21 protein-coding genes are annotated in these 20,889 nt (G+C 60.3%); 11 read left to right on the plus strand and 10 right to left on the minus strand.

Annotated features, from left to right (window positions below; genetic code table 11):
* The first annotated feature begins 568 nt into the window (after nt 1-568).
* The 9 genes from GIV35_RS14525 to pdeM all read left to right on the plus strand — a co-directional run bounded on the left by GIV35_RS14525 (nt 569) and on the right by pdeM (nt 10,879).
* Entirely contained in the window at nt 569-1,573 is a 1,005-nt protein-coding gene (locus tag GIV35_RS14525; RefSeq protein WP_223024244.1) for a ligase-associated DNA damage response exonuclease, read from the plus strand.
* Complete coding sequence (locus tag GIV35_RS14530; protein ID WP_236264875.1) at nt 1,570-3,204, plus strand: ATP-dependent DNA ligase; 1,635 nt, start codon at nt 1,570-1,572, stop codon at nt 3,202-3,204. Before GIV35_RS14525 ends, GIV35_RS14530 begins: the two co-directional genes overlap by 4 nt.
* A 308-nt stretch (nt 3,205-3,512) precedes the next feature.
* Nucleotides 3,513-4,292 (plus strand): transporter substrate-binding domain-containing protein, encoded by a 780-nt coding sequence (locus GIV35_RS14535; protein ID WP_014717255.1) that lies wholly within the window; start codon nt 3,513-3,515, stop codon nt 4,290-4,292.
* Nucleotides 4,293-4,349: 57 nt separating this feature from the next.
* Nucleotides 4,350-5,078 carry an ABC transporter permease gene (locus GIV35_RS14540; RefSeq protein ID WP_003189227.1) on the plus strand — a complete coding sequence of 243 codons (729 nt, stop codon included), beginning with the start codon at nt 4,350-4,352 and terminating at the stop codon, nt 5,076-5,078.
* Complete coding sequence (locus GIV35_RS14545) at nt 5,075-5,785, plus strand: ABC transporter permease (protein ID WP_236264874.1); 711 nt, start codon at nt 5,075-5,077, stop codon at nt 5,783-5,785. The genes GIV35_RS14540 and GIV35_RS14545 overlap by 4 nt, the downstream gene beginning before the upstream one ends.
* 9 nt (nt 5,786-5,794) lie before the next feature.
* Nucleotides 5,795-6,913, plus strand: coding sequence for a succinylglutamate desuccinylase/aspartoacylase family protein (locus GIV35_RS14550; protein WP_236264873.1), 1,119 nt, complete (start codon nt 5,795-5,797; stop codon nt 6,911-6,913).
* Between the two features lie 13 nt (nt 6,914-6,926).
* Nucleotides 6,927-7,691 carry an ABC transporter ATP-binding protein gene (locus tag GIV35_RS14555; RefSeq protein ID WP_034126849.1) on the plus strand — a complete coding sequence of 255 codons (765 nt, stop codon included), beginning with the start codon at nt 6,927-6,929 and terminating at the stop codon, nt 7,689-7,691.
* Between the two features lie 57 nt (nt 7,692-7,748).
* Nucleotides 7,749-10,229 (plus strand): ligase-associated DNA damage response DEXH box helicase, encoded by a 2,481-nt coding sequence (locus GIV35_RS14560; protein ID WP_223024247.1) that lies wholly within the window; start codon nt 7,749-7,751, stop codon nt 10,227-10,229.
* Complete coding sequence (pdeM, locus tag GIV35_RS14565; protein ID WP_105226032.1) at nt 10,229-10,879, plus strand: ligase-associated DNA damage response endonuclease PdeM; 651 nt, start codon at nt 10,229-10,231, stop codon at nt 10,877-10,879. Before GIV35_RS14560 ends, pdeM begins: the two co-directional genes overlap by 1 nt.
* Before the next feature lie 23 nt (nt 10,880-10,902).
* Here the strand turns inward: pdeM and GIV35_RS14570 are convergent, their stop codons facing one another.
* Both GIV35_RS14570 and dcd read right to left on the minus strand, forming a co-directional pair.
* Complete coding sequence (locus GIV35_RS14570) at nt 10,903-11,100, minus strand: hypothetical protein (RefSeq protein WP_005785769.1); 198 nt, start codon at nt 11,098-11,100, stop codon at nt 10,903-10,905.
* 108 nt (nt 11,101-11,208) lie between these two features.
* Nucleotides 11,209-11,775 carry a dCTP deaminase gene (dcd, locus tag GIV35_RS14575; RefSeq protein WP_003189215.1) on the minus strand — a complete coding sequence of 189 codons (567 nt, stop codon included), beginning with the start codon at nt 11,773-11,775 and terminating at the stop codon, nt 11,209-11,211.
* Between the two features lie 388 nt (nt 11,776-12,163).
* Here dcd and GIV35_RS14580 point away from each other — a divergent pair, with 388 nt between their 5' ends.
* Nucleotides 12,164-12,373, plus strand: a complete 210-nt coding sequence (locus GIV35_RS14580) for a cold-shock protein (protein ID WP_002554837.1) — start codon at nt 12,164-12,166, stop codon at nt 12,371-12,373.
* A 235-nt stretch (nt 12,374-12,608) separates the two neighbouring features.
* On the opposite strand, the gene rpoS is transcribed toward GIV35_RS14580, so the two are convergent.
* The 8 genes from rpoS to GIV35_RS14620 form a co-directional block, all read right to left on the minus strand.
* A complete protein-coding gene (gene rpoS / locus GIV35_RS14585) occupies nt 12,609-13,616 on the minus strand; it encodes an RNA polymerase sigma factor RpoS (protein WP_034126846.1) in 1,008 nt (335 codons plus the stop codon).
* Nucleotides 13,617-13,722: 106 nt separating this feature from the next.
* A complete protein-coding gene (locus tag GIV35_RS14590; protein ID WP_032893170.1) occupies nt 13,723-14,559 on the minus strand; it encodes a peptidoglycan DD-metalloendopeptidase family protein in 837 nt (278 codons plus the stop codon).
* 209 nt (nt 14,560-14,768) lie between these two features.
* Nucleotides 14,769-15,404 (minus strand): protein-L-isoaspartate(D-aspartate) O-methyltransferase, encoded by a 636-nt coding sequence (locus GIV35_RS14595; protein ID WP_169850588.1) that lies wholly within the window; start codon nt 15,402-15,404, stop codon nt 14,769-14,771.
* Between the two features lie 41 nt (nt 15,405-15,445).
* Nucleotides 15,446-16,195 (minus strand): 5'/3'-nucleotidase SurE, encoded by a 750-nt coding sequence (surE, locus tag GIV35_RS14600; protein WP_003189210.1) that lies wholly within the window; start codon nt 16,193-16,195, stop codon nt 15,446-15,448.
* Nucleotides 16,183-17,241: a tRNA pseudouridine(13) synthase TruD gene (gene truD / locus GIV35_RS14605; RefSeq protein ID WP_105226031.1), complete on the minus strand. Its 1,059-nt coding sequence runs from the start codon at nt 17,239-17,241 to the stop codon at nt 16,183-16,185. Before truD ends, surE begins: the two co-directional genes overlap by 13 nt.
* On the minus strand, nt 17,238-17,711 hold the full coding sequence (gene ispF / locus GIV35_RS14610) for a 2-C-methyl-D-erythritol 2,4-cyclodiphosphate synthase (RefSeq protein WP_105226030.1): 474 nt from the start codon (nt 17,709-17,711) through the stop codon (nt 17,238-17,240). The genes truD and ispF overlap by 4 nt, the downstream gene beginning before the upstream one ends.
* 54 nt (nt 17,712-17,765) lie before the next feature.
* Complete coding sequence (gene fghA / locus GIV35_RS14615) at nt 17,766-18,611, minus strand: S-formylglutathione hydrolase (protein WP_054897990.1); 846 nt, start codon at nt 18,609-18,611, stop codon at nt 17,766-17,768.
* An 8-nt stretch (nt 18,612-18,619) separates the two neighbouring features.
* Nucleotides 18,620-19,732 (minus strand): S-(hydroxymethyl)glutathione dehydrogenase/class III alcohol dehydrogenase, encoded by a 1,113-nt coding sequence (locus GIV35_RS14620; protein WP_003189203.1) that lies wholly within the window; start codon nt 19,730-19,732, stop codon nt 18,620-18,622.
* A gap of 109 nt (nt 19,733-19,841) precedes the next feature.
* Between GIV35_RS14620 and GIV35_RS14625 the strand changes: the two genes are divergently transcribed.
* Nucleotides 19,842-20,738 carry a LysR substrate-binding domain-containing protein gene (locus GIV35_RS14625; RefSeq protein WP_034126841.1) on the plus strand — a complete coding sequence of 299 codons (897 nt, stop codon included), beginning with the start codon at nt 19,842-19,844 and terminating at the stop codon, nt 20,736-20,738.
* The last annotated feature ends 151 nt before the right edge of the window (nt 20,739-20,889 follow it).

The following is a 20,889-nucleotide window of genomic DNA, read 5'->3' on the forward strand; positions in this document are numbered from 1 at the left end:
CCACGATGCGAAGCGAGTCGCTCTTGATCTGCTTTTGATCTTAGGCGCCCCGTCAAACCACGCTGGCGGATTACGGGCACACCGAGCCCAAGCGAGGTGCCAAGTGGTGGGGCAAGAGCCTTTTGCTTACTTTTGGCTGGGCCGGCATTCCGGCTCTTTTCAAAAGTGAGCCGCTGTAAAAGCGGAACCCTAAGTGGCCGTTACCGCAGAAATGGATATGTACACGGATAACAGCTTCAGCTGTTAGGCCGCCTTCGCGAGCAAGCCCGCTCCCACAGTTTGATCGCAGGGTGTCAGGTAAATAGGCGTCGGCTGTCAGGCCGCCATCGCAGGCAAGCCAGCTCCCACAGTTTGATCGCAGGGTGTCAGGTAGATAGGCGTCGGCTGTCAGGCCGCCATCGCAGGCAAGCCAGCTCCCACAGTTGGATCGCCGGGGTGTCAGGTAGATAGGTGTCGGCTTTCAGGCCGGCATTGAAGGCAAGCCCACCTTTGCACCACCTGCATTCAGATAGAACTTCTGCACCCAGCCCCGCCTCATAAGTAACAAGCCCACCGCCCCGGCAACTCCATGGACCTTGTCATCGCCCGCCCCGAAGGCCTCTACTGCCCTGCCGGTGATTTTTATATCGACCCCTGGCGCCCAGTGGAACGTGCGGTCATCACTCACGCCCACGGCGACCACGCCCGCACCGGCAATCAACACTACCTGGCCGCCGCCCCCGGCGAAGGTATCCTGCGCTGGCGCCTGGGCCAGGACATCAACCTGCAAACCCTGGCCTACGGTGAACGGTTGGTGCATCACGGCGTGACCTTGAGTTTCCATCCGGCCGGGCATGTACTGGGCTCGGCCCAGGTACGCCTGGAATACCAGGGCGAGGTCTGGGTGGCGTCCGGCGACTACAAGGTCGAACCCGATGGTACCTGCACGCCCTTCGAACCGGTGCGTTGCCACACCTTTATCACCGAATCCACCTTCGGCCTGCCGATTTACCGCTGGCAGCCCCAGGCGCAGATTTTTGCCGGGATCAATGACTGGTGGCAGGCCAATATCGCCAGCGGCAAAGCCAGCGTGTTGTTCTGCTACTCCTTCGGCAAGGCCCAACGCATCCTCCATGGGCTGGACGCCAGCATCGGCCCGATCCTCAGCCACGGCGCGGTCGAACCGTTGAACCGGGTGTACCGCGAAGCGGGCATCTACATCCCCGAGACGCTGTATGCCGGCGACTTCAAAAAGACCGACCCACTGCTGCGCCAAGCCCTGATCATCGCCCCGCCCTCCGCTGGAGGCAGTACCTGGATGCGCCGCTTTGGCGACTACAGCGACGCCTTCGCCAGCGGCTGGATGCGCCTGCGCGGTACCAGACGGCGGCGCGGCGTGGACCGTGGCTTCGTGCTCTCTGACCACGCCGACTGGCCGGGCCTGTTATGGGCCATCGAACAAACCGGCGCGCAACGGGTGATGGTCACCCATGGTTCGGTGGGTGTGTTGGTACGCCACCTGCGGGAAAAGGGCTTGGATGCCCAAGGCTTCAGCACCGAATACGGCGATGACGAAGAAGAGGCCACGGCATGAAAGCCTTCGCTGAGCTGTACGCCAACCTCGACGCCACCACTTCCAGCAATGCCAAGCTCGCCGCCCTGCAAGCCTACTTCATGCAGTCGCCGCCAGCAGATGCCGCTTGGGCCGCTTACTTTCTTAGCGGCGGGCGGCCACGACAGCTGGTGCCGACGCGCCTGCTACGGGACATGGCCACCGAAGCGGCCGGTATCGAACCCTGGCTGTTCGAAGAGAGCTACCAGTCCGTGGGTGACCTAGCCGAGACCATCTCCCTGCTCCTGCCAGAATCCACCTACACCTCCGAAGACGGCCTGGCCGTGTGGCTGGAAGAAAAACTGCTGCCCCTGCGCGGTCTGCCACCCTTGGACCTGGCAGACCGGCTGCCGGCCCTGTGGGCACAACTGGACCAACCGAGCCTGATGGTGTGCATCAAGTTGATCACCGGCAGCTTTCGGGTGGGCGTCTCAAAACTGCTGGTGACCCGCGCCCTCGCTGCCATGGCCGACCTCGACAGCAAGCGCGTGGCGCAGCGGTTGGTGGGCTACACCGATTTGTCGAACCGTCCCACAGCCGAAGGCTATCTAAAGCTGATTGCCGCCGAATCCTCCGACGAACACGCGCAACGTGGCGGGCAACCCTATCCGTTTTTTCTGGCTCACGGGCTGGCGCAACCGGTGGAGCAATTCGACACGCTGCTCGGTTCACCCGCCGATTGGCAGGTGGAATGGAAGTTTGATGGCATCCGCGCACAACTGGTCAAGCGCGAGGGACGCCTGTGGGTCTGGTCTCGCGGTGAAGAGTTGCTGACTGAACGCTTCCCCGAACTCCATAGCCTGGTCGGTGGCCTGCCCGACGGTACGGTGATCGATGGCGAAATTGTGGTGTGGAAAGACTCGGTACAACCCTTCGCGTTGCTGCAACAGCGCATTGGCCGCAAGACCCTGAGTAAAAAAGTCCTTGAGGATGCGCCAGTGGCGGTGCTCGCCTACGACTTGCTGGAGTATCAGGGCGACGACTGGCGCAACCACATCCAGGCCGAACGTCGCACCCAATTGGAACAGGTCATCGCTGCGTGCAACCAACCGGTCTTATTGCCTTCGCCCTTGCTGGAAGGCAAGACCTGGGCAGCCTTGGCCGAGCAGCGCGAAGCCTCTCGCAGCCTGGGCGTGGAAGGCATGATGCTCAAGGATCGCAACGGCCTCTACGGCGTGGGCCGCACCAAGGACATGGGCCTTTGGTGGAAGTGGAAGGTCGACCCCTTCAGCGTCGACGCCGTGTTGATCTACGCCCAGCGCGGCCATGGCCGGCGCGCCAGCCTCTACAGCGACTACACCTTCGCGGTATGGGACGGCCCACCGGGAAGCGAGCGCACACTGGTGCCGTTCGCCAAGGCATATTCCGGGCTGACCGACGAAGAAATGCGCAAGGTCGACGCCATTGTGCGCAAAACCACGGTGGAGAAGTTCGGCCCGGTCAGCAGCGTGACGCCGAGCATGGTGTTTGAGCTGGGTTTTGAAGGGATTGCCCTGTCCAAGCGGCACAAGAGCGGGATTGCGGTGCGGTTTCCGCGAATGCTGCGCTGGCGCCAGGATAAGGCGGTGGAGGAAGCGGACAACCTGGCCACGCTACAAGACCTGCTGACCTGACATAGCCCTTGTGGGAGCTGGCTTGCCTGCGATGACGATGAGTCAGCACCCCATGTAACAACTGACCCACCGCTATCGCAGGCAAGCCAGCTCCCACCTTTTGATCAGCAACAGATCCAGAATGGTGCGCTGGACAATCAGTGCCCACTTTCGGGCGCCGCCTACACTTGGAACTACCTTATCCCACCGTTTAAAAAGCCCATCCGGAACTATGGTGCAGAAATTGCTACTTGTGAAGGGTCTGACACCGTTCAGTAACAGTCCTAATCGCGCCACAAGCGCTTATCTTGGTTTCCAGGGATTACATAATGAAAAAAGCATTGCTGACCCTTTCTGCACTGGCTCTGTGCATGGCTGCTGGTGTTGCTACAGCCAAGGAATACAAGGAATTGCGTTTTGGTGTCGACCCTTCCTACGCACCGTTCGAATCCAAGGCCGCCGACGGCAGCCTGGTGGGCTTCGATATCGACCTGGGCAATGCGATCTGCGCGGAGCTGAAGGTCAAGTGCAAGTGGGTCGAAAGTGACTTCGACGGCATGATCCCGGGCCTCAAAGCCAATAAATTCGATGGCGTGATCTCGTCGATGACCGTGACCCCCGTGCGCGAGAAGGCCATCGACTTCTCCTCCGAGCTGTTCTCGGGCCCGACTTCGCTGGTGTTCAAGAAAGGCGCCGGCTATTCGACGCCAGAATCCCTCAAGGGCAAATCGGTAGGTTACGAGCAAGGCACCATCCAGGAAGCCTACGCCAAGGCCGTACTGGATAAAGCCGGGGTGACCACCAAGGCTTACGCCAACCAGGACCAGGTGTACGCCGACCTGACCTCCGGGCGCCTCGACGCTTCCGTGCAGGACATGCTCCAAGCCGAACTGGGCTTTCTCAAGTCGCCAGCCGGTGCTGGCTATGAAGTGAGCGCCGCCATCGACGACCCGCTGCTGCCGTCGAAAACCGCCATCGGTATCAAAAAAGGTAACACTGAACTCAAGGCGCTTTTGGATAAAGGTATCAAAGCGTTACACGATGATGGCACCTACGCCACTATCCAGAAGAAACACTTTGGCGATCTGAACCTGTACAGCGGCAAGTAAAGCCTGGGGCGCCCTGCTTCAGGTGGGGCGCTTTTTTATCGCCATAGGTCCTGATTTATGTTCGAAGATCTGTTGCAAACCCTTGGGCTGAGCGCATTCAGCCTGAAGGGTTTCGGCCCGCTGTTGCTGCAAGGCACCTGGATGACCATCAAGTTGTCGGTGCTGTCCCTGGCCGTCAGCGTATTGCTGGGCCTGCTCGGCGCCAGCGCCAAACTGTCCAGCCTGGCCATTGTGCGTATCCCCGCCCAGCTCTATACCACTCTGATTCGCGGTGTGCCGGACCTGGTGCTGATGCTGTTGATTTTCTACAGCTTGCAAACCTGGCTCAGTGGCTTTACCGACTTTATGGAATGGGAATACATCGAGATCGACCCGTTCAGCGCCGGGGTGATCACCCTGGGCTTTATCTACGGTGCGTATTTCACCGAAACCTTTCGCGGTGCGATCCTCGCCGTGCCCCGCGGCCAACTCGAAGCCGCCACCGCTTACGGGCTCAAGCGCGGGCAGCGTTTTCGCTACGTGACCTTCCCGCAGATGATGCGCTTTGCGCTGCCGGGCATCGGCAATAACTGGATGGTGATGCTCAAGGCCACCGCACTGGTGTCGATCATCGGCCTCGCAGACTTGGTAAAAGCCGCCCAGGACGCTGGCAAGAGCACCTATCAACTGTTTTATTTCCTGGTGCTGGCGGCGCTGATCTACCTGTTGATCACCAGTGCCTCCAACTTCGTCTTGCGCCGACTTGAACGTCGCTACTCCGCAGGCGCCCGGGAGGCAGTGCGATGATTGAGCTATTGCAGGAATACTGGCGCCCTTTTCTGTACAGCGACGGCCAGCACATCACCGGCCTGGCCATGACCTTGTGGCTGCTCAGCGCCTCATTGGTCATCGGTTTTCTGGTGTCGATTCCACTGTCCATCGCCCGCGTTTCGCGCAAGCGCATGGTGCGTTGGCCCGTGCAGTTCTACACCTACCTGTTTCGTGGCACTCCGCTCTATATCCAATTGCTGATCTGCTACACCGGCATCTACAGCCTTGCCGCCGTACGAGCACAACCGGTGCTGGATGCGTTCTTTCGCGACGCGATGAACTGCACCCTGCTCGCCTTCGCCCTCAACACTTGCGCCTACACCACGGAGATTTTCGCCGGGGCAATCCGCAGCATGGCCCACGGCGAAGTCGAGGCGGCCAAGGCTTACGGCCTCAGTGGCTGGAAGCTGTACGCCTACGTGATCATGCCTTGCGCGTTGCGACGCTCGTTGCCCTACTACAGCAACGAAGTGATCCTGATGCTGCATTCGACCACCGTGGCCTTTACCGCGACGATCCCGGACATCCTCAAAGTGGCGCGGGATGCCAACTCTGCCACCTTCATGACCTTCCAGTCATTTGGCATTGCCGCACTGATCTATCTGACGGTGACCTTTGCCCTGGTCGGCCTGTTTCGCCTGGCGGAACGTCGTTGGCTGGCCTTTCTCGGGCCGAGCCACTAAGGAGCTTGCATGCACCATCAGCTACATGACCTGATCGCACCGGTGCCCGGCACGGCGCGGCAGATCCACAGTTTTCACTTCGGCCCGCAGCAGCCCGAAGGCAAGGTGTACATCCAGTCCTCCCTGCACGCCGATGAATTGCCGGGCATGCTGGTGGCCTGGCATCTGAAGGCGCGCCTGGCAGAACTTGAAACGGCCGGGCGCTTGCGCAGCGAAATCGTGCTGGTGCCCGTCGCCAACCCGGTGGGCCTCGAACAGGTATTGATGGATATCCCCTTGGGCCGCTACGAACTGGAAAGCGGGCAGAACTTCAATCGCCTGTTTGTCGACCTCAGCGAAGACGTGGGTAACCAGGTCGAAGACCTGCTGGGCGATGATCCACAGCGCAATGCCCAATTGATCCGCAGCGCACTGTCCCGCGCCCTGGCCGCGCACACCGCCCAGACCCAGTTGCACTCCCAACGCCTGGTTCTGCAACGCCTGGCCTGTGATGCCGACGTGGTGCTGGACCTGCATTGCGACTTCGAAGCCGTGGCGCACCTGTACACCACGCCCGAAGCCTGGCCACAGGTAGAACCGTTGGCGCGCTACCTGGGCTCGGAGGCCAACCTGTTGGCCACCGATTCCGGTGGGCAGTCTTTTGACGAGTGTTTCACCCTGGTGTGGTGGCAGTTGCAGCAACGCTTCGGCGAACGCTACCCGATCCCCATGGGCAGCTGGTCGGTGACCGTCGAGCTGCGTGGCCAGGGCGATGTCAACCACGGCCTCGCCGCGCTGGACTGCCAGGCCATCATTGATTATTTGATCCACTTCGGCGCCGTTCGCGGCGATGCAGCCCCCTTGCCTGCCCTGGCCTACCCGGCTACGCCGTTGGCGGCGGTGGAGCCAGTGACGACTACGGTGGGTGGCTTGCTCGTGTTCAGCGCCCTGCCGGGGGAATACCTGGAGGCGGGGCAATTGGTCGCTGAAATCATCGACCCCATTACCGACCGCGTGACGCCTGTGCACTGCCAGCACGCCGGGCTGCTTTACGCCCGTTCGCTACGCCGCATGGCCACGGCCGGCATGGTGATCTGCCATGTCGCCGGCACACAGGCCTACCGCAGCGGTTATCTACTTTCGCCTTGAGGATGCATGCCCCATGTACAAACTGACCGTTGAAGGCCTGCACAAAAGCTATGGCGACAATCAAGTGCTCAAAGGTGTGTCGCTCAAGGCCAAGACCGGTGATGTGATCAGCCTGATCGGCGCCAGTGGCTCAGGCAAGAGTACCTTCCTGCGCTGTATCAACTTTTTGGAAACCCCCAACGATGGCGCCATGACCCTGGACGGCCAGGCAATCCGCATGGTCAGCGACCGCCATGGCATGCGTGTGGCCGACGACGCCGAATTGCAACGCTTGCGCACACGGCTGGCGATGGTGTTCCAGCACTTCAACTTGTGGAGCCACATGAGCGTGCTGGAAAACATCACCATGGCCCCCCGCCGCGTGCTGGGTTGCAGCAAGAAGGACGCCGAAGACCGTGCGCGCCGCTACCTGGACAAAGTCGGGCTGCCGGCGCGCGTGGCTGATCAATACCCGGCGTTCCTCTCCGGCGGCCAGCAGCAGCGTGTCGCCATCGCCCGCGCCCTGGCCATGGAGCCGGAGGTGATGCTGTTCGATGAACCCACGTCGGCGCTGGACCCGGAGTTGGTGGGCGAAGTTTTGAAGGTGATCCAGGGCCTGGCCGAGGAAGGCCGTACCATGATTATGGTGACCCACGAGATGAGCTTTGCGCGCAAGGTTTCAAGCCAGGTGCTGTTCCTGCATCAGGGTCTGGTGGAGGAGCAGGGCTTGCCGGAGGATGTGCTGGGCAATCCGAAAAGCGAACGCCTGCAACAGTTTCTGAGTGGCAATTTGAAGTAAACCTTTATGACGCCTGGAGGGTCTGTGCAATAGAGCCTTCAGAGCGTCAGTTGCCGAATGGCAAAAACCCACGACTTCGCCAAGCAATGGTTTGCCACCCAAGGCTGGAAGCCATTCGCCTTTCAGAAAGAGGTATGGGCCGCGGTCAAGGCCGGCCAATCAGGGTTACTGCATGCCAGCACCGGGGCGGGTAAAACCTATGCCCTGTGGTTTGCCGCCCTCAATCGTTTCGCCATTACCCGCCCGCCCGTCACAGGCAAACGCAAACCGCCTGCCGAGCCGCTGACCGTCCTGTGGATCACGCCGATGCGCGCCCTGGCCACCGACTCCGCACGTGCCCTGCAAGCCCCGTTGGAGGCCCTTCAGATTCCCTGGAGTGTAGGTCTGCGCACCGGTGACACCAGCAGCAGTGAACGCGCACGCCAGACCCGTCGCCAACCCACCGCTCTGGTCACCACTCCGGAAAGCCTGACCCTGATGCTGGCCCGTGCCGACAGTGAAACCAGCCTGGCGCACCTGCGCATGGTCATCGTGGATGAATGGCACGAACTGATCGGCAATAAGCGCGGCGTGCAGTTGCAACTGGCACTGGCACGCTTGCGGCGCTGGCATCCTGAGTTGATGGTGTGGGGCATTTCCGCAACGCTGGGTAATCAGGCCCACGCTTTGGAGGTACTGGTCCCACAGGGCGGCGGCATCAATGTACAGGGGCAAACGGCCAAGGCACTGAAGGTCGACACCTTGCTGCCGCCCGTCACCGAGCGCTTTCCCTGGGCCGGGCATATCGGCTTGAAGATGTTGCCGCAAGTGGTCGCCGAGGTAGAGGCCAGCAGCAGTTGCCTGGTATTTACCAACACCCGCGCGCAATCCGAGATCTGGTACCAGGCGATTCTGGGCGCTCGTCCGGACTGGGCCGGCTTGATTGCCCTGCACCACGGTTCGTTATCGAGAGAGACCCGGGACTGGGTGGAGCGAGCGTTGAAAGATGGACAGCTCAAGGCAGTGGTGTGCACCTCCAGCCTGGACCTGGGCGTGGACTTCCTGCCGGTGGAACGGGTGCTGCAAATCGGCTCCGCCAAGGGTGTGGCGCGGCTGATGCAACGCGCCGGGCGTTCCGGCCACGCGCCAGGGCGGCCCTCACGGGTAACGCTGGTGCCAACCCACAGCCTGGAGCTGGTGGAAGCCGCAGCCGCCCAGGATGCGATCGCCCAACGGCGCATCGAAGCGCGGGAATCACCTTACAAGCCGCTGGATGTGCTGGTCCAACACTTGGTCAGCATGGCCTTGGGCGGCGGGTTTACTCCGGCGGCACTGTTGGACGAAGTGCGCGGCGCCTGGGCCTATCGCGACCTCACCGAAGCGGATTGGGCCTGGGCCCTGGGGTTTGTGCGCCATGGTGGCCTGTCACTCACCGCTTATCCGGATTACCGCCGGGTGGAGCCCGATGAGCACGGCATCTGGCGTGTTCCGGATGCCCGCCTGGCACGCCGCCACCGCATGAGCGTGGGCACCATCGTCAGTGATGCCAGTATCCAGCTCAAGTTCTGGAGCAAAGGCGGCGGCGGCAAGAACCTGGGCAGTGTCGAGGAAGGGTTTATTGCAAGGCTCAAGCCGGGGGATGGGTTTCTGTTCGCCGGGCGCTTGCTGGAACTGGTGCGTGTGGAAAACATGACCGCCTATGTGCGCCGCAGCAACGCGAAAAAAGCCGCCGTGCCACGCTGGAATGGCGGGCGCATGCCCCTTTCCAACGAACTGGCCCAGGCGGTGGTCGAGCGTTTTGATGCCGCCGCGCATGGGCACTTCGACGGGCCTGAGATGCAGGCGGTGCAACCGTTGCTGCACACCCAATTGCGCTGGTCCGGGCTGCCGACCCGCGAGCATTTGCTGGCTGAAACCCTGCGGTCGCGGGAGGGCTGGCACTTGTTTCTGTATCCGTTCGCTGGCCGCCAGGTACACCTGGGCTTGGCCAGTTTGCTGGCGTGGCGGGTCAGCCAGCAGCAGCCGCTAACCTTTTCGATTGCGGTGAATGATTATGGCCTGGAGCTGTTGAGCGCTACCGAGGTGCAGTGGCCCCAGTTGTTGAACACTAGAGTGCTGAGCCCCCAAGGCCTGCTGGCGGACGTGGTCGCCAGCCTCAATGCCGGTGAACTGGCCCTGCGCCGCTTTCGCGAGATTGCGCGAATCGCCGGGCTGGTATTTGCCGGGTATCCCGGCGCGCCAAAAAGCACGCGACAAGTGCAGGCTTCCAGTGGTTTGTTCTTTGAAGTGTTCAAGCAATATGACCCACAAAATCTGCTGCTGGCCCAGGCTGGGGAAGAAGTTCTGCGGGACGAGCTGGATATTCGCCGGCTGGAACAGACGCTGAATCATCTGTCGACATTGAAGCTGGACCTGCACAGGATCCAGCGGCCCACGCCCCTGGCCTTTCCGCTGCTGGTAGAACGGATGCGCGAAAGCATGAGCTCGGAAAAACTCTCGGAGCGCATCGCGCGGATGGTCAAGGACCTGGAAAAAATCGCCGACAAAGGGCAAGGCTGATGCATTACCCACTGACGCTGGAAGATGAAGAGCTATGGCTATTGCCGCAGAAAGCTGTGTACTGGCCGGCGCGTAAATGCCTGCTGATCGCCGATGCGCATTTTGGCAAGGCGTCGGCCTATCGCAGCCTGGGGCAACCCGTGCCACAGGGCACGACTACGGCGAATCTGGAACGCCTGGATGATTTGATATCGGCCTTGCCCTGCGCGCAGTTGATCTTTCTCGGCGATTTCCTACACGGCCCTGGCTCACACGCCACAGGCACCCTGAACGCAGTCCGTGCCTGGCGTGAACGTAATAGCACGCTGGTCTTGACCTTGATTCGCGGCAATCACGACAAACGTGCCGGCGATCCACCGCTGGATTTGGGCATCGAAGTGGTCGCGGAGCCTGTGCTGATGGGCCCTTTCGCCTTGCAACATGAACCCGACGCTCATGCCAGCCATCATGTACTGGCGGGGCATGTGCATCCGGTGTACCACCTGCGCGGTAAAGGGCGCCAGCGGCTACGCCTGCCGTGCTTCCAGATCGGCACTCAGGTTAGCCTGCTGCCGGCCTTCGGCGCGTTCACAGGGGGTTATGCCGTGGAGCAGGCGCAGGACCAGCGAATCTTTGTGATTGGCGATCACCAGGTCTGGCCGATTCAATGAATCGAGACAAGCCTGCTCAGGTATCAGGCAACAGGCGCGGGTGGCGGCTCGTCCGGTAAGGTCGGCTCACCCGGCTCGGTAGGCTGCGGGTAATCAGGTTCGGGTTGACCAGGGATGCCCCCCGCGTGCGCGGGGTTGGCCATCAAGGACCAGGCCAGAACACCAATCTGGTTGGGTTCAAGCCGGGCGAGTTCTGCGCTGATTCGCGGGTCGATCTTCATAAGGTACTCCTCAAGTATGGCCCGACGCGTTTCACACGCGCCGAAGCAGTACACCTAGATAGAGTCACTTTCTGCAGACAAATTCCCTTTACCCGTAGGCGCTTTCGATCAAGCGCGTGGGAGAGTGACGCCACGCTGGCCCTGATACTTGCCCGCGCGGTCTTTGTAGGACACTTCACAGGCCTCATCGGACTGCAGGAACAGCATCTGTGCCACGCCCTCGTTGGCGTAGATCTTTGCCGGCAAGGTGGTGGTATTGGAGAACTCTAGGGTCACATGGCCTTCCCACTCCGGCTCAAGCGGCGTGACGTTCACGATAATGCCGCAGCGGGCATAGGTGCTTTTACCCAGGCAAATGGTCAACACGTCACGAGGAATACGGAAGAATTCCACGGTGCGCGCCAGGGCGAAAGAGTTGGGCGGGATGATGCACACGTCGCTCTTGACGTCGACGAAGCTCTTTTCGTCGAAGTTTTTCGGATCGACGATCGCCGAATTGATGTTGGTGAACACTTTGAATTCATCGGCGCAACGCACGTCGTAGCCATAGCTGGAAACGCCGTACGAAATCACGCGCTCGTCGCCTTCGCCACGAATCTGGCGTTCGACGAACGGCTCGATCATGCCGTGTTCCTGCGCCATGCGGCGAATCCACTTGTCCGATTTGATGCTCATGGCGGTGTCCTGAATAGCGAGGCGAAAAAAATCTGTGGGCCATCTTACCGGGGCCGGCGTTGGGGTTCAAAGGCCGCACCGGTTTTCTTGATCAATGCACTGCCAGCTATAAGCCGCAGCCAGCGTGGCCGGGGCCCGGGTGCCCGGCGCCAATGACTGTAAATACCACCGCCAGTCACGAAATTAGAGAAACCTTCGGAAATACCATTGGCACGTTCCTGAAAAAGGGTTAAGGTGGCGCCACTGTGCTGCTTGTGTCACTGAGAATCTCTACACGATATGTTGAATTTCGATCCAACCATCTCCAAGAATTTTTCCTGCTCTTTGCACTCAGTCTCGGCCAGGGCTTTTCCTGAGTCGCAGTTAACTTTGTCCAAGGAGATACACCATGTCTAATCGCCAAACTGGTACCGTTAAGTGGTTCAACGATGAAAAAGGCTTCGGCTTCATCACTCCACAATCCGGTGACGACCTGTTCGTTCACTTCAAAGCTATCCAATCCGACGGCTTCAAAAGCCTGAAAGAAGGCCAACAGGTTTCTTTCATCGCTACCCGCGGTCAGAAAGGCATGCAAGCTGAAGAAGTTCAAGTTATCTAACTTGTACTGACTTAGTCGAAAAAACCCCGCCCTTAAAAGCGGGGTTTTTTTATGCCTGGATTTTGGTGCGCTACACCGATGTAATGACGGACAAAAATGTGGGAGCGCAGCTGTATGTGGGAGCTGGCTTGCCTGCGATGCTATCGACTCGGTGCACTAGCTATACCGAGTTGATGCTATCGCAGGCAAGCCAGCTCCCACAAAAGCCGGCTCCCACATTTTTGTCTTGTGTCGTTTATTGGAACAACGACTCACTCGACAAGCCATTCTTCTCCAGGATCTCGCGCAAGCGCTTGAGGCCCTCCACCTGGATCTGCCGCACCCGCTCACGGGTCAGGCCAATCTCCAGGCCTACATCCTCCAGGGTGCTGCTCTCATGGCCGCGCAGGCCGAAGCGGCGAATCACCACTTCACGCTGCTTGTCCGTGAGCTCTGACAGCCACTGGTCAATACTTTGGGAAAGATCATCGTCTTGCAGCAGCTCGCAAGGGTCTGTCGGACGATCATCGGTCAGGGTGTCTAGCAGGGTCTTATCCGAATCCGGCCCCAGCGAGACATCGACCGAAGAGACACGCTCGTTAAGGCCCAGCATGCGCTTGACCTCCCCTACCGGTTTTTCCAGGAGGTTGGCGATCTCTTCAGGCGAAGGTTCATGATCGAGTTTTTGCGTCAGCTCACGCGCCGCCCGCAGGTAGACGTTGAGCTCCTTGACCACATGGATCGGCAACCGGATCGTGCGGGTCTGATTCATGATCGCCCGTTCGATGGTCTGGCGAATCCACCAGGTGGCATAGGTGGAGAAACGGAAGCCCCGCTCAGGGTCGAACTTCTCCACAGCCCGGATCAAGCCCAGGTTGCCCTCCTCGATCAGGTCCAACAGGGAAAGCCCACGATTGACGTAGCGTCGGGCGATCTTCACCACCAGGCGCAGGTTGCTTTCAATCATGCGCTTACGCCCAGCCGGATCGCCCTTCTGCGACAGACGCGCAAAATGGACTTCTTCTTCGGGGGTCAACAGAGGGGAAAAGCCGATTTCATTGAGGTACAGCTGGGTCGCATCGAGCGCCCGCGTGTAATCAACGTACTTGTGCTGCTTCAACGCGGCAGCATTTTTGGATTTGGTGCGAACTGAAGGTGGTGATACCCCTTCATTATCTGACATCGTTTCCAAATCGATGCCGGTCTCCATAAGGAGAACCTCATCGTCGATGTCAAACTCCGGCACTTCTTTACTGAGAGCCATTGTTATAGTCCTTTGGTGAGTTCGACCTCAAGCTCAAGCGACGCCTCTATCCTTGGCAACGCTGGAGCCTGTTCCTTCTACGTGAGGGAACAGGCTGTGCAACACATCAACGACGGGGCAGGAATTGCAGCGGATCTACAGGCTTCCCTTGGCGGCGAATCTCAAAGTGCAGTTTCACCCGGTCTGTGCCCGTTGACCCCATTTCGGCAATCGTCTGTCCGACCTTGACCTGCTGCCCCTCCCGAACCAACAACCTGCGGTTATGACCGTAGGCACTGACGTAGGTATCGCTGTGTTTGATGATGACCAGCTCGCCGTAGCCCCGCAAACCACTCCCGGCGTACACCACTGTCCCATCAGACGCAGCTAAAACAGGCTGTCCCAAATCCCCGGCGATATCAATGCCTTTATTCAAACTACCGTTTGAAGAGAATTTTCCAATCAACACGCCGTTTGAAGGCCATCCCCATCCGGTCGGCGCAGGCCCGGCAGGTGGCAACGGCGCGGGTGCCGGCTTGCTCGCAACCGTAGGGGCGGCGCTGCCTGCAGGCCGGGTAATGATGGTGGTCTTGCTCGACGACGATGGCGAAGATCCCGACTTTGTCACAACTGCCGTAGGGGCAGAACCTGAGCGACCGTCGAAACGAATGGTCTGCCCGGGATGGATCGTATACGGCACAGGAATGTTGTTACGGGCGGCCAGCGCCTTGTAGTCCCAGCCATAACGGAAGGCAATCGAGAACAGTGTGTCGCCTTTGCGCACCACGTATTGGCCCGTGGTGACCGTAGGTCTCTGGGGGGTTGCGTTGGTACGGTCAACGACCCGCGCACCGCCGGATGGCGTGCTCGAGCAGGCTGCCAATAAGGAACTCAAGACAAGGCCAAGCACCAGTCGCTGAAAGCTTGTTTTACTCATTCGCTGCGCAGGACCTGTGAGACTCACCCGCCGCTCCCTTTGTGGTGGCTGAACGTTAACGCCTGTATCAGGCTTGAAATATGACGCAAGTATAACTGGGCATTGGCTTTTTACTGGCACCTGACTGAAAGGAAAAATTCATCATGTTTAATCGTGGCTGCCAGGCATGTTGATTCAATGGACCCCGCCGTAAGACACATCCGCGCTTACAGAATTCACTGCCCGCGAATAAATGATCAGGCCAGCGGGCCGTTGAGCAAGGGTACGAACCGCACGGCACCGAGTACATGCCGGGAAAAACCTTCGTCCTCACGGATAATAAGCATCAACTGTTGCACTTCGCCGGAGCCCACCGGGATGACCAGCCGCCCGCCAGGTGCCAATTGATCCAGCAAGGCTTGCGGCACATCGGTGGCCACGGCGGTGACGATGATACCGTTGTAGGGCGCCAGCGCCGGCCAGCCCTCCCAACCATCGCCCCAGCGGAATACCACGTTGCGCAGGTTCAGTTCCACCAGACGTTCCTTGGCCCGGTCCTGTAGCACCTTGATGCGCTCGACCGAAAACACCCGTTCTACCAATTGCGACAGCACGGCCGTCTGGTAGCCGGAGCCGGTACCAATCTCCAGCACCTTGTCCAACGGCCCCGCCGCCAGCAATAGCTCGCTCATACGCGCAACCATATAGGGCTGTGAGATGGTCTGGTTGTGGCCGATGGGCAACGCTGTGTCTTCATAGGCGCGATGCGCCAGCGCCTCATCAACAAACAGGTGCCGCGGCGTGCGCCGGATCACTTCCAGCACCTGCGCGTTGGACAAGCCTTCTTCATACAGACGCTGGATCAACCGCTCCCGGGTGCGCTGGGAGGTCATCCCGATGCCACGGCGCAACAGGTCGTCTTGTTCACGAGCCATCAACGCAGTCCCTCCAGCCAGCCATCAAGGCCACTGAAGGCATCACTGAAGGTGCGATCAAACAGCAGAGGGGTAACGGAGACATAGCCTTGCATCACCGCATGAAAGTCCGTGCCTTCGCCGCCATCTTCGGCGTCGCCGGCGGCGGCGATCCAATACCCTTCCTTGCCGCGAGGGTCGACCACCTTCAAGGGCGCTGCCGCACGGGCGCGATGACCCAGGCGCGTGAGTTGGATACCGCGAATATGGTCGAGGGGCAAGTTGGGGATATTGACGTTGAGCACCGTACGCGGCGGCAGGTCCAGGGAAGCATGGGCCTCCACCAACTTGCGCGCGTAGTAGGCCGCCGTCGCCAGGTTATCCAGTTGCCGCGAAGCAAAGGAAAAGGCGAAGCCGGTGCGGCCCAGGAAGCGCCCTTCAAGGGCGGCCGCCACGGTGCCGGAATACAGCACGTCATCACCCAGGTTGGCGCCCAGGTTGATCCCCGAGACCACCAGGTCTGGCTGGTGCTCCAGCAGACTGTTGATCGCCAGGTGCACGCAGTCGGTGGGGGTGCCGTTAACGCTGATAAAGCCATTGGCCAGGACCCGCGGATGCAGCGGACGGTCGAGCGTCAGCGAACTGCTGGCGCCGCTCTTGTCCTGGTCGGGGGCAACCACCACGCACTCGGCGTAATCCTGCAGCGCAGCATGGAGCGCGGCAAGACCGGGTGCGGTGGCACCGTCATCGTTTGATATCAGAATACGCATGGGCTGTCCGTCTGCCCCACCGGCACCAGATCAACAAGCTCGCGCACCAAGACAGTGGCGAAGCATCCGGCCGGCAGGACGAATTCCAATTGCAGAATGTCAGGCCCGGGATAATGCCACGTCAACCCGCCAATGGGCAGTCGCAGAATGCGACGTTCCTGGCTCATTCCCGCCTTCACCAGCCAATCACGTAGGTCTGCTTCGCCAGCGGCGACAGATTGTTCCAGCTCGTACGTAAGACCTTTCGCCGGCGAGTCGCCTTCGCCCCACTGCGGGCCGGTGGGATGCAGGTCCAGGATCGCCAGGCGCGGGTCACTGCATTCAGCTTCCCCGGCCGGAAAAAAACTGCGACTGTCGGTAAACGCCAGCAGATCGCCAACTTGGGCACGCTGCCATGAACCGTCGGCGACGCGAGCCGCCAACACTTGGTTGAACAGGTAACTGCGAGCCGTGGACAGCAAGCGCGAGCGCACGTTGCGCTGCTCGGGCAGGGCCTTGCGGGCAGCCCACTCGCGAGCATCCACCACATTGCCGCCGTTGTGGCCAAACCGCTGGGTGCCGAAATAATTGGGGATGCCGTGCCGGGCAATCAACTGCAGACGTGCGTCGATGGCAGCGATGTCACCGGCCAGTTGGGTCAGGCGCAAGGTGAAACCATTGGCCGAATGGGCCCCACGCTGCAACTTGCGCTTGTGACGGGCGGTTTTAAGGATCTTGAGGGTGTCGTTTTCCGCGCCGCTCATGTCCGGGTCGGCCTTGCCGGGCAATTGCACGCTGAACCACTGGCGGGTCAGGGCCTGACGATCCTTGAGCCCGGCATAGCTGACGGTGCGCAATGGCACCCCAGCAGCCTTGGCGATACGCCGTGCGGCTTCCTCAGTGTTCAAGCCGCGCTTTTCCACCCACAGCCACAGGTGCTCGCCATCGCCGGTCAGCGGGATGTCCAGCACCTCATCAACCTGGAAGTCTTCGGCCGTGGCCTTCAGTACCGCGCTGCCCAGGGCCTCGCCATAGGCCCGCGGGCCCAGCAGTTGCAGATCGTTCATGCGCGCAGCAACAAGGCGACGGAGTGCACCGCAATGCCCTCTTCACGACCGGTAAACCCGAGCTTTTCGGTGGTGGTGGCTTTCACGTTGACTTGATCCAATTCAATTTGCAGGTCTTCGGCGATCGCTGTGCGCATCGCTTCAATATGGGGGGCCATTTTCGGCGCCTGGGCGACGATGGTGTTATCGACGTTGCCGACCTTCCAGCCCTTGGCATGGATCAGGCCGACCACATGGCGCAGCAACACACGGCTGTCCGCGCCCTTGAAGGTGGGGTCGGTGTCCGGAAAATGCTTGCCGATATCGCCTAATGCAGCCGCGCCGAGCAAGGCATCGCTCAAGGCGTGCAGGACCACGTCGCCGTCGGAATGAGCCAGCAACCCATGGTGGTGTGCAATGCGCACGCCGCCCAGGGTGATGAAATCGCCTTCAGCGAAACGGTGCACATCGTAGCCGTGGCCAATACGCATAAAAAAACGCCCCGATTTAATTCAGGGCGTGATTCTACCTACTTTTGCCTCAGATTAACCGAGCAAAGCACGCCCATGATGGCGCAAATGGTCTTCGATGAAGCTGGCGATGAAAAAGTAGCTGTGGTCGTAGCCAGGCTGCAGGCGCAGTTCCAGCGGATGGTTGGCTGCCTTGGCCGCCTGCAGCAGGGCTTCGGGCTTTAGCTGAACGGCGAGAAAATCGTCGCGATCGCCCTGATCCACCAACAGCGGCAGCTTTTCCGAGGCTTCGCTGATCAGCACGCAGGCATCCCATTCACGCCACTTAGAGCGCTCTTCACCCAAATAACGGGAAAAGGCTTTCTGACCCCATGGGCAGTCCATCGGGTTGTTGATCGGCGAAAACGCCGACACCGACAGGTAACGTCCAGGGTTGCGCAATGCACAGACCAGCGCACCGTGACCGCCCATGGAGTGGCCGCTGATGCCGCGTTTATCCGACGCAGGGAAATGCGCTTCCACCAAGGCCGGTAACTCCTGCACCACGTAGTCATGCATCCGATAGTGCTTGGCCCAGGGTTCCTGGGTGGCATTGAGGTAGAAACCGGCGCCGAGGCCAAAATCCCAGGCGTTGTCCGGATCATCCGGCACACCGGGGCCACGGGGGCTGGTGTCCGGTGCAACGATGATCAAGCCCAACTCGGCGGCCATGCGCTGGGCGCCGGCTTTCTGCATGAAGTTCTCATCGGTGCAGGTCAGACCGGACAGCCAATACAGCACCGGTAATTTACCGCCCTGCTCTGCTTGCGGCGGCAGATAGACCGCGAAGGTCATGTCGCAACCGAGCACATCCGAATGATGCTTGTAGCGTTTATGCCAGCCGCCGAAGCTCTTCTGGCATGACAGGTTTTCCAGACTCATGGCCGACCTCAGAAGTGAATGACGGTACGAATGCTCTTGCCTTCATGCATCAGGTCAAACGCTTTGTTGATATCTTCCAGACCCATGGTGTGGGTGATGAAGGTATCCAGCGGGATTTCACCGGTCTGGGCCATTTCCACGTAGCTTGGCAATTCGGTACGACCGCGCACACCACCAAACGCCGACCCACGCCAGACGCGCCCGGTGACCAGTTGGAATGGGCGAGTGGCAATTTCCTGGCCAGCACCGGCCACACCGATGATCACCGATTCGCCCCAGCCTTTGTGGCAGCACTCAAGGGCCGCACGCATCAGTTGTACGTTGCCGATGCACTCGAAGGAAAAGTCCACGCCGCCGTCAGTCAGGTCGACAATCACGTCCTGGATCGGGCGGTCGTAGTCCTTCGGGTTGATGCAATCGGTAGCGCCCAGTTGCTTGGCGATTTCGAACTTGGCCGGGTTGATATCGATGGCGATGATACGCCCGGCCTTGGCTTTGACCGCACCGATAATCGCCGACAGGCCAATACCGCCCAGGCCGAAGACGGCCACGGTGTCGCCCGGCTTGACCTTGGCGGTGTTGATCACCGCACCGATGCCGGTGGTGACACCGCAACCGAGCAGGCAAACTTTTTCCAACGGCGCTTCTTTAGGAATCTTGGCCACAGAGATTTCCGGCAGCACGGTGTACTCGGAGAACGTCGAGGTGCCCATGTAGTGGAAGATCGGCTGGCCCTTGTAGGAGAAACGCGTGGTGCCATCCGGCATCAAGCCCTTGCCCTGCGTGGCGCGAATGGCCTGGCACAGGTTGGTCTTGCCACTCAGGCAGAACTTGCACTTGCCGCATTCAGGTGTGTACAGCGGGATCACGTGATCGCCCACAGCCACCGAAGTCACGCCCTCGCCAATGGCTTCCACCACTGCGCCGCCTTCATGGCCGAGGATCGACGGGAAGATGCCTTCCGGGTCGGCGCCCGACAAGGTGTAGGCGTCGGTGTGGCACACGCCGGACGCAACTACCCGCAGCAGCACCTCGCCAGCCTTGGGCATGGCGACATCCACTTCAACAATCTCAAGGGGCTTCTTGGCTTCGAAGGCTACGGCGGCACGGGACTTGATCATCCGGGTTTCTCCATCGGGTTAAAAACTGAGGCAGTGAGTGTAAAACATCGCCCATTGATGAATAATCCGAACCAAAGCAAAACATTATTGCCGTACAGGGACAATCAGCATGCTGGAGAACCGCTGGGAAGGCATTGACGAGTTTGTCGCGGTGGCCGAATGCAGCCAGTTCACGGCGGCGGCCGAACGGTTGGGGGTATCGTCCTCCCACGTCAGCCGGCAAGTGGCACGCCTGGAAGAACGCCTGCAAACACGGTTGCTGTACCGCAGTACGCGCAAGGTGACCTTGACCGAAGCCGGCCAGACCTTCCTGCAGCACTGCCAGCGCCTGCAGGACGGTCGCGAGGAAGCGTTGCGGGCGGTGGGCGACCTGACCAGCGAACCCAAGGGCATGTTGCGCATGACCTGCGCCGTGGCCTATGGCGAACGTTTTATCGTGCCGCTGGTGACGCGGTTCATGGCGCACTATCCGCAACTGCGCGTGGACATCGAGTTGACCAACCGCTCGCTGGACCTGGTCCATGAAGGCCTCGACCTGGCCATCCGCCTGGGACGCCTGCAGGACTCGCGCATGGTCGCCAGCCGCCTGGCGCCTCGGCGCATGTACCTGTGCGCCTCCCCCTCCTACCTCGAACGGTACGGTCGGCCACACAGCTTGTCGGAGTTGAGCCGGCATAACTGCCTGATTGGCAGCTCGGATATCTGGCAAATGGCCCAGGATGGGCGGGAATTTTCCCAGCGTGTGCAAGGCAATTGGCGCTGCAACAGTGGGCAAGCGGTGCTGGATGCGGCGCTGCAAGGCATGGGCTTGTGCCAGTTGCCGGATTACTACGTGCTGGAGCATCTGCACAGCGGGGCGTTGGTGTCGCTGCTGCAGGCTCATCAACCGCCGAATACCGCCGTGTGGGCGCTGTATCCGCAGCAGCGGCATTTGTCGCCGAAGGTGAGGAAGCTGGTGGATTTCTTGAAGGTGGGGTTGGCGCAGAGGCCGGAGTACAAGCATTGAATTGAGGTGGTCTGCACCGGCCTCATCGCGGGCAAGCCCGGCTCCCACAGTTGGACGTGTTGTTTGATGTGGCAGCGATCAAATGTGGGAGCTGGCTTGCCTGCGATGAACATAGGTATCTACACAACTTCGGTACGACGCTAAACCTGTG

Source organism: Pseudomonas sp. PA-1-6B (genome assembly GCF_021609545.1).
GTDB lineage: Bacteria > Pseudomonadota > Gammaproteobacteria > Pseudomonadales > Pseudomonadaceae > Aquipseudomonas > Aquipseudomonas fluorescens_BV.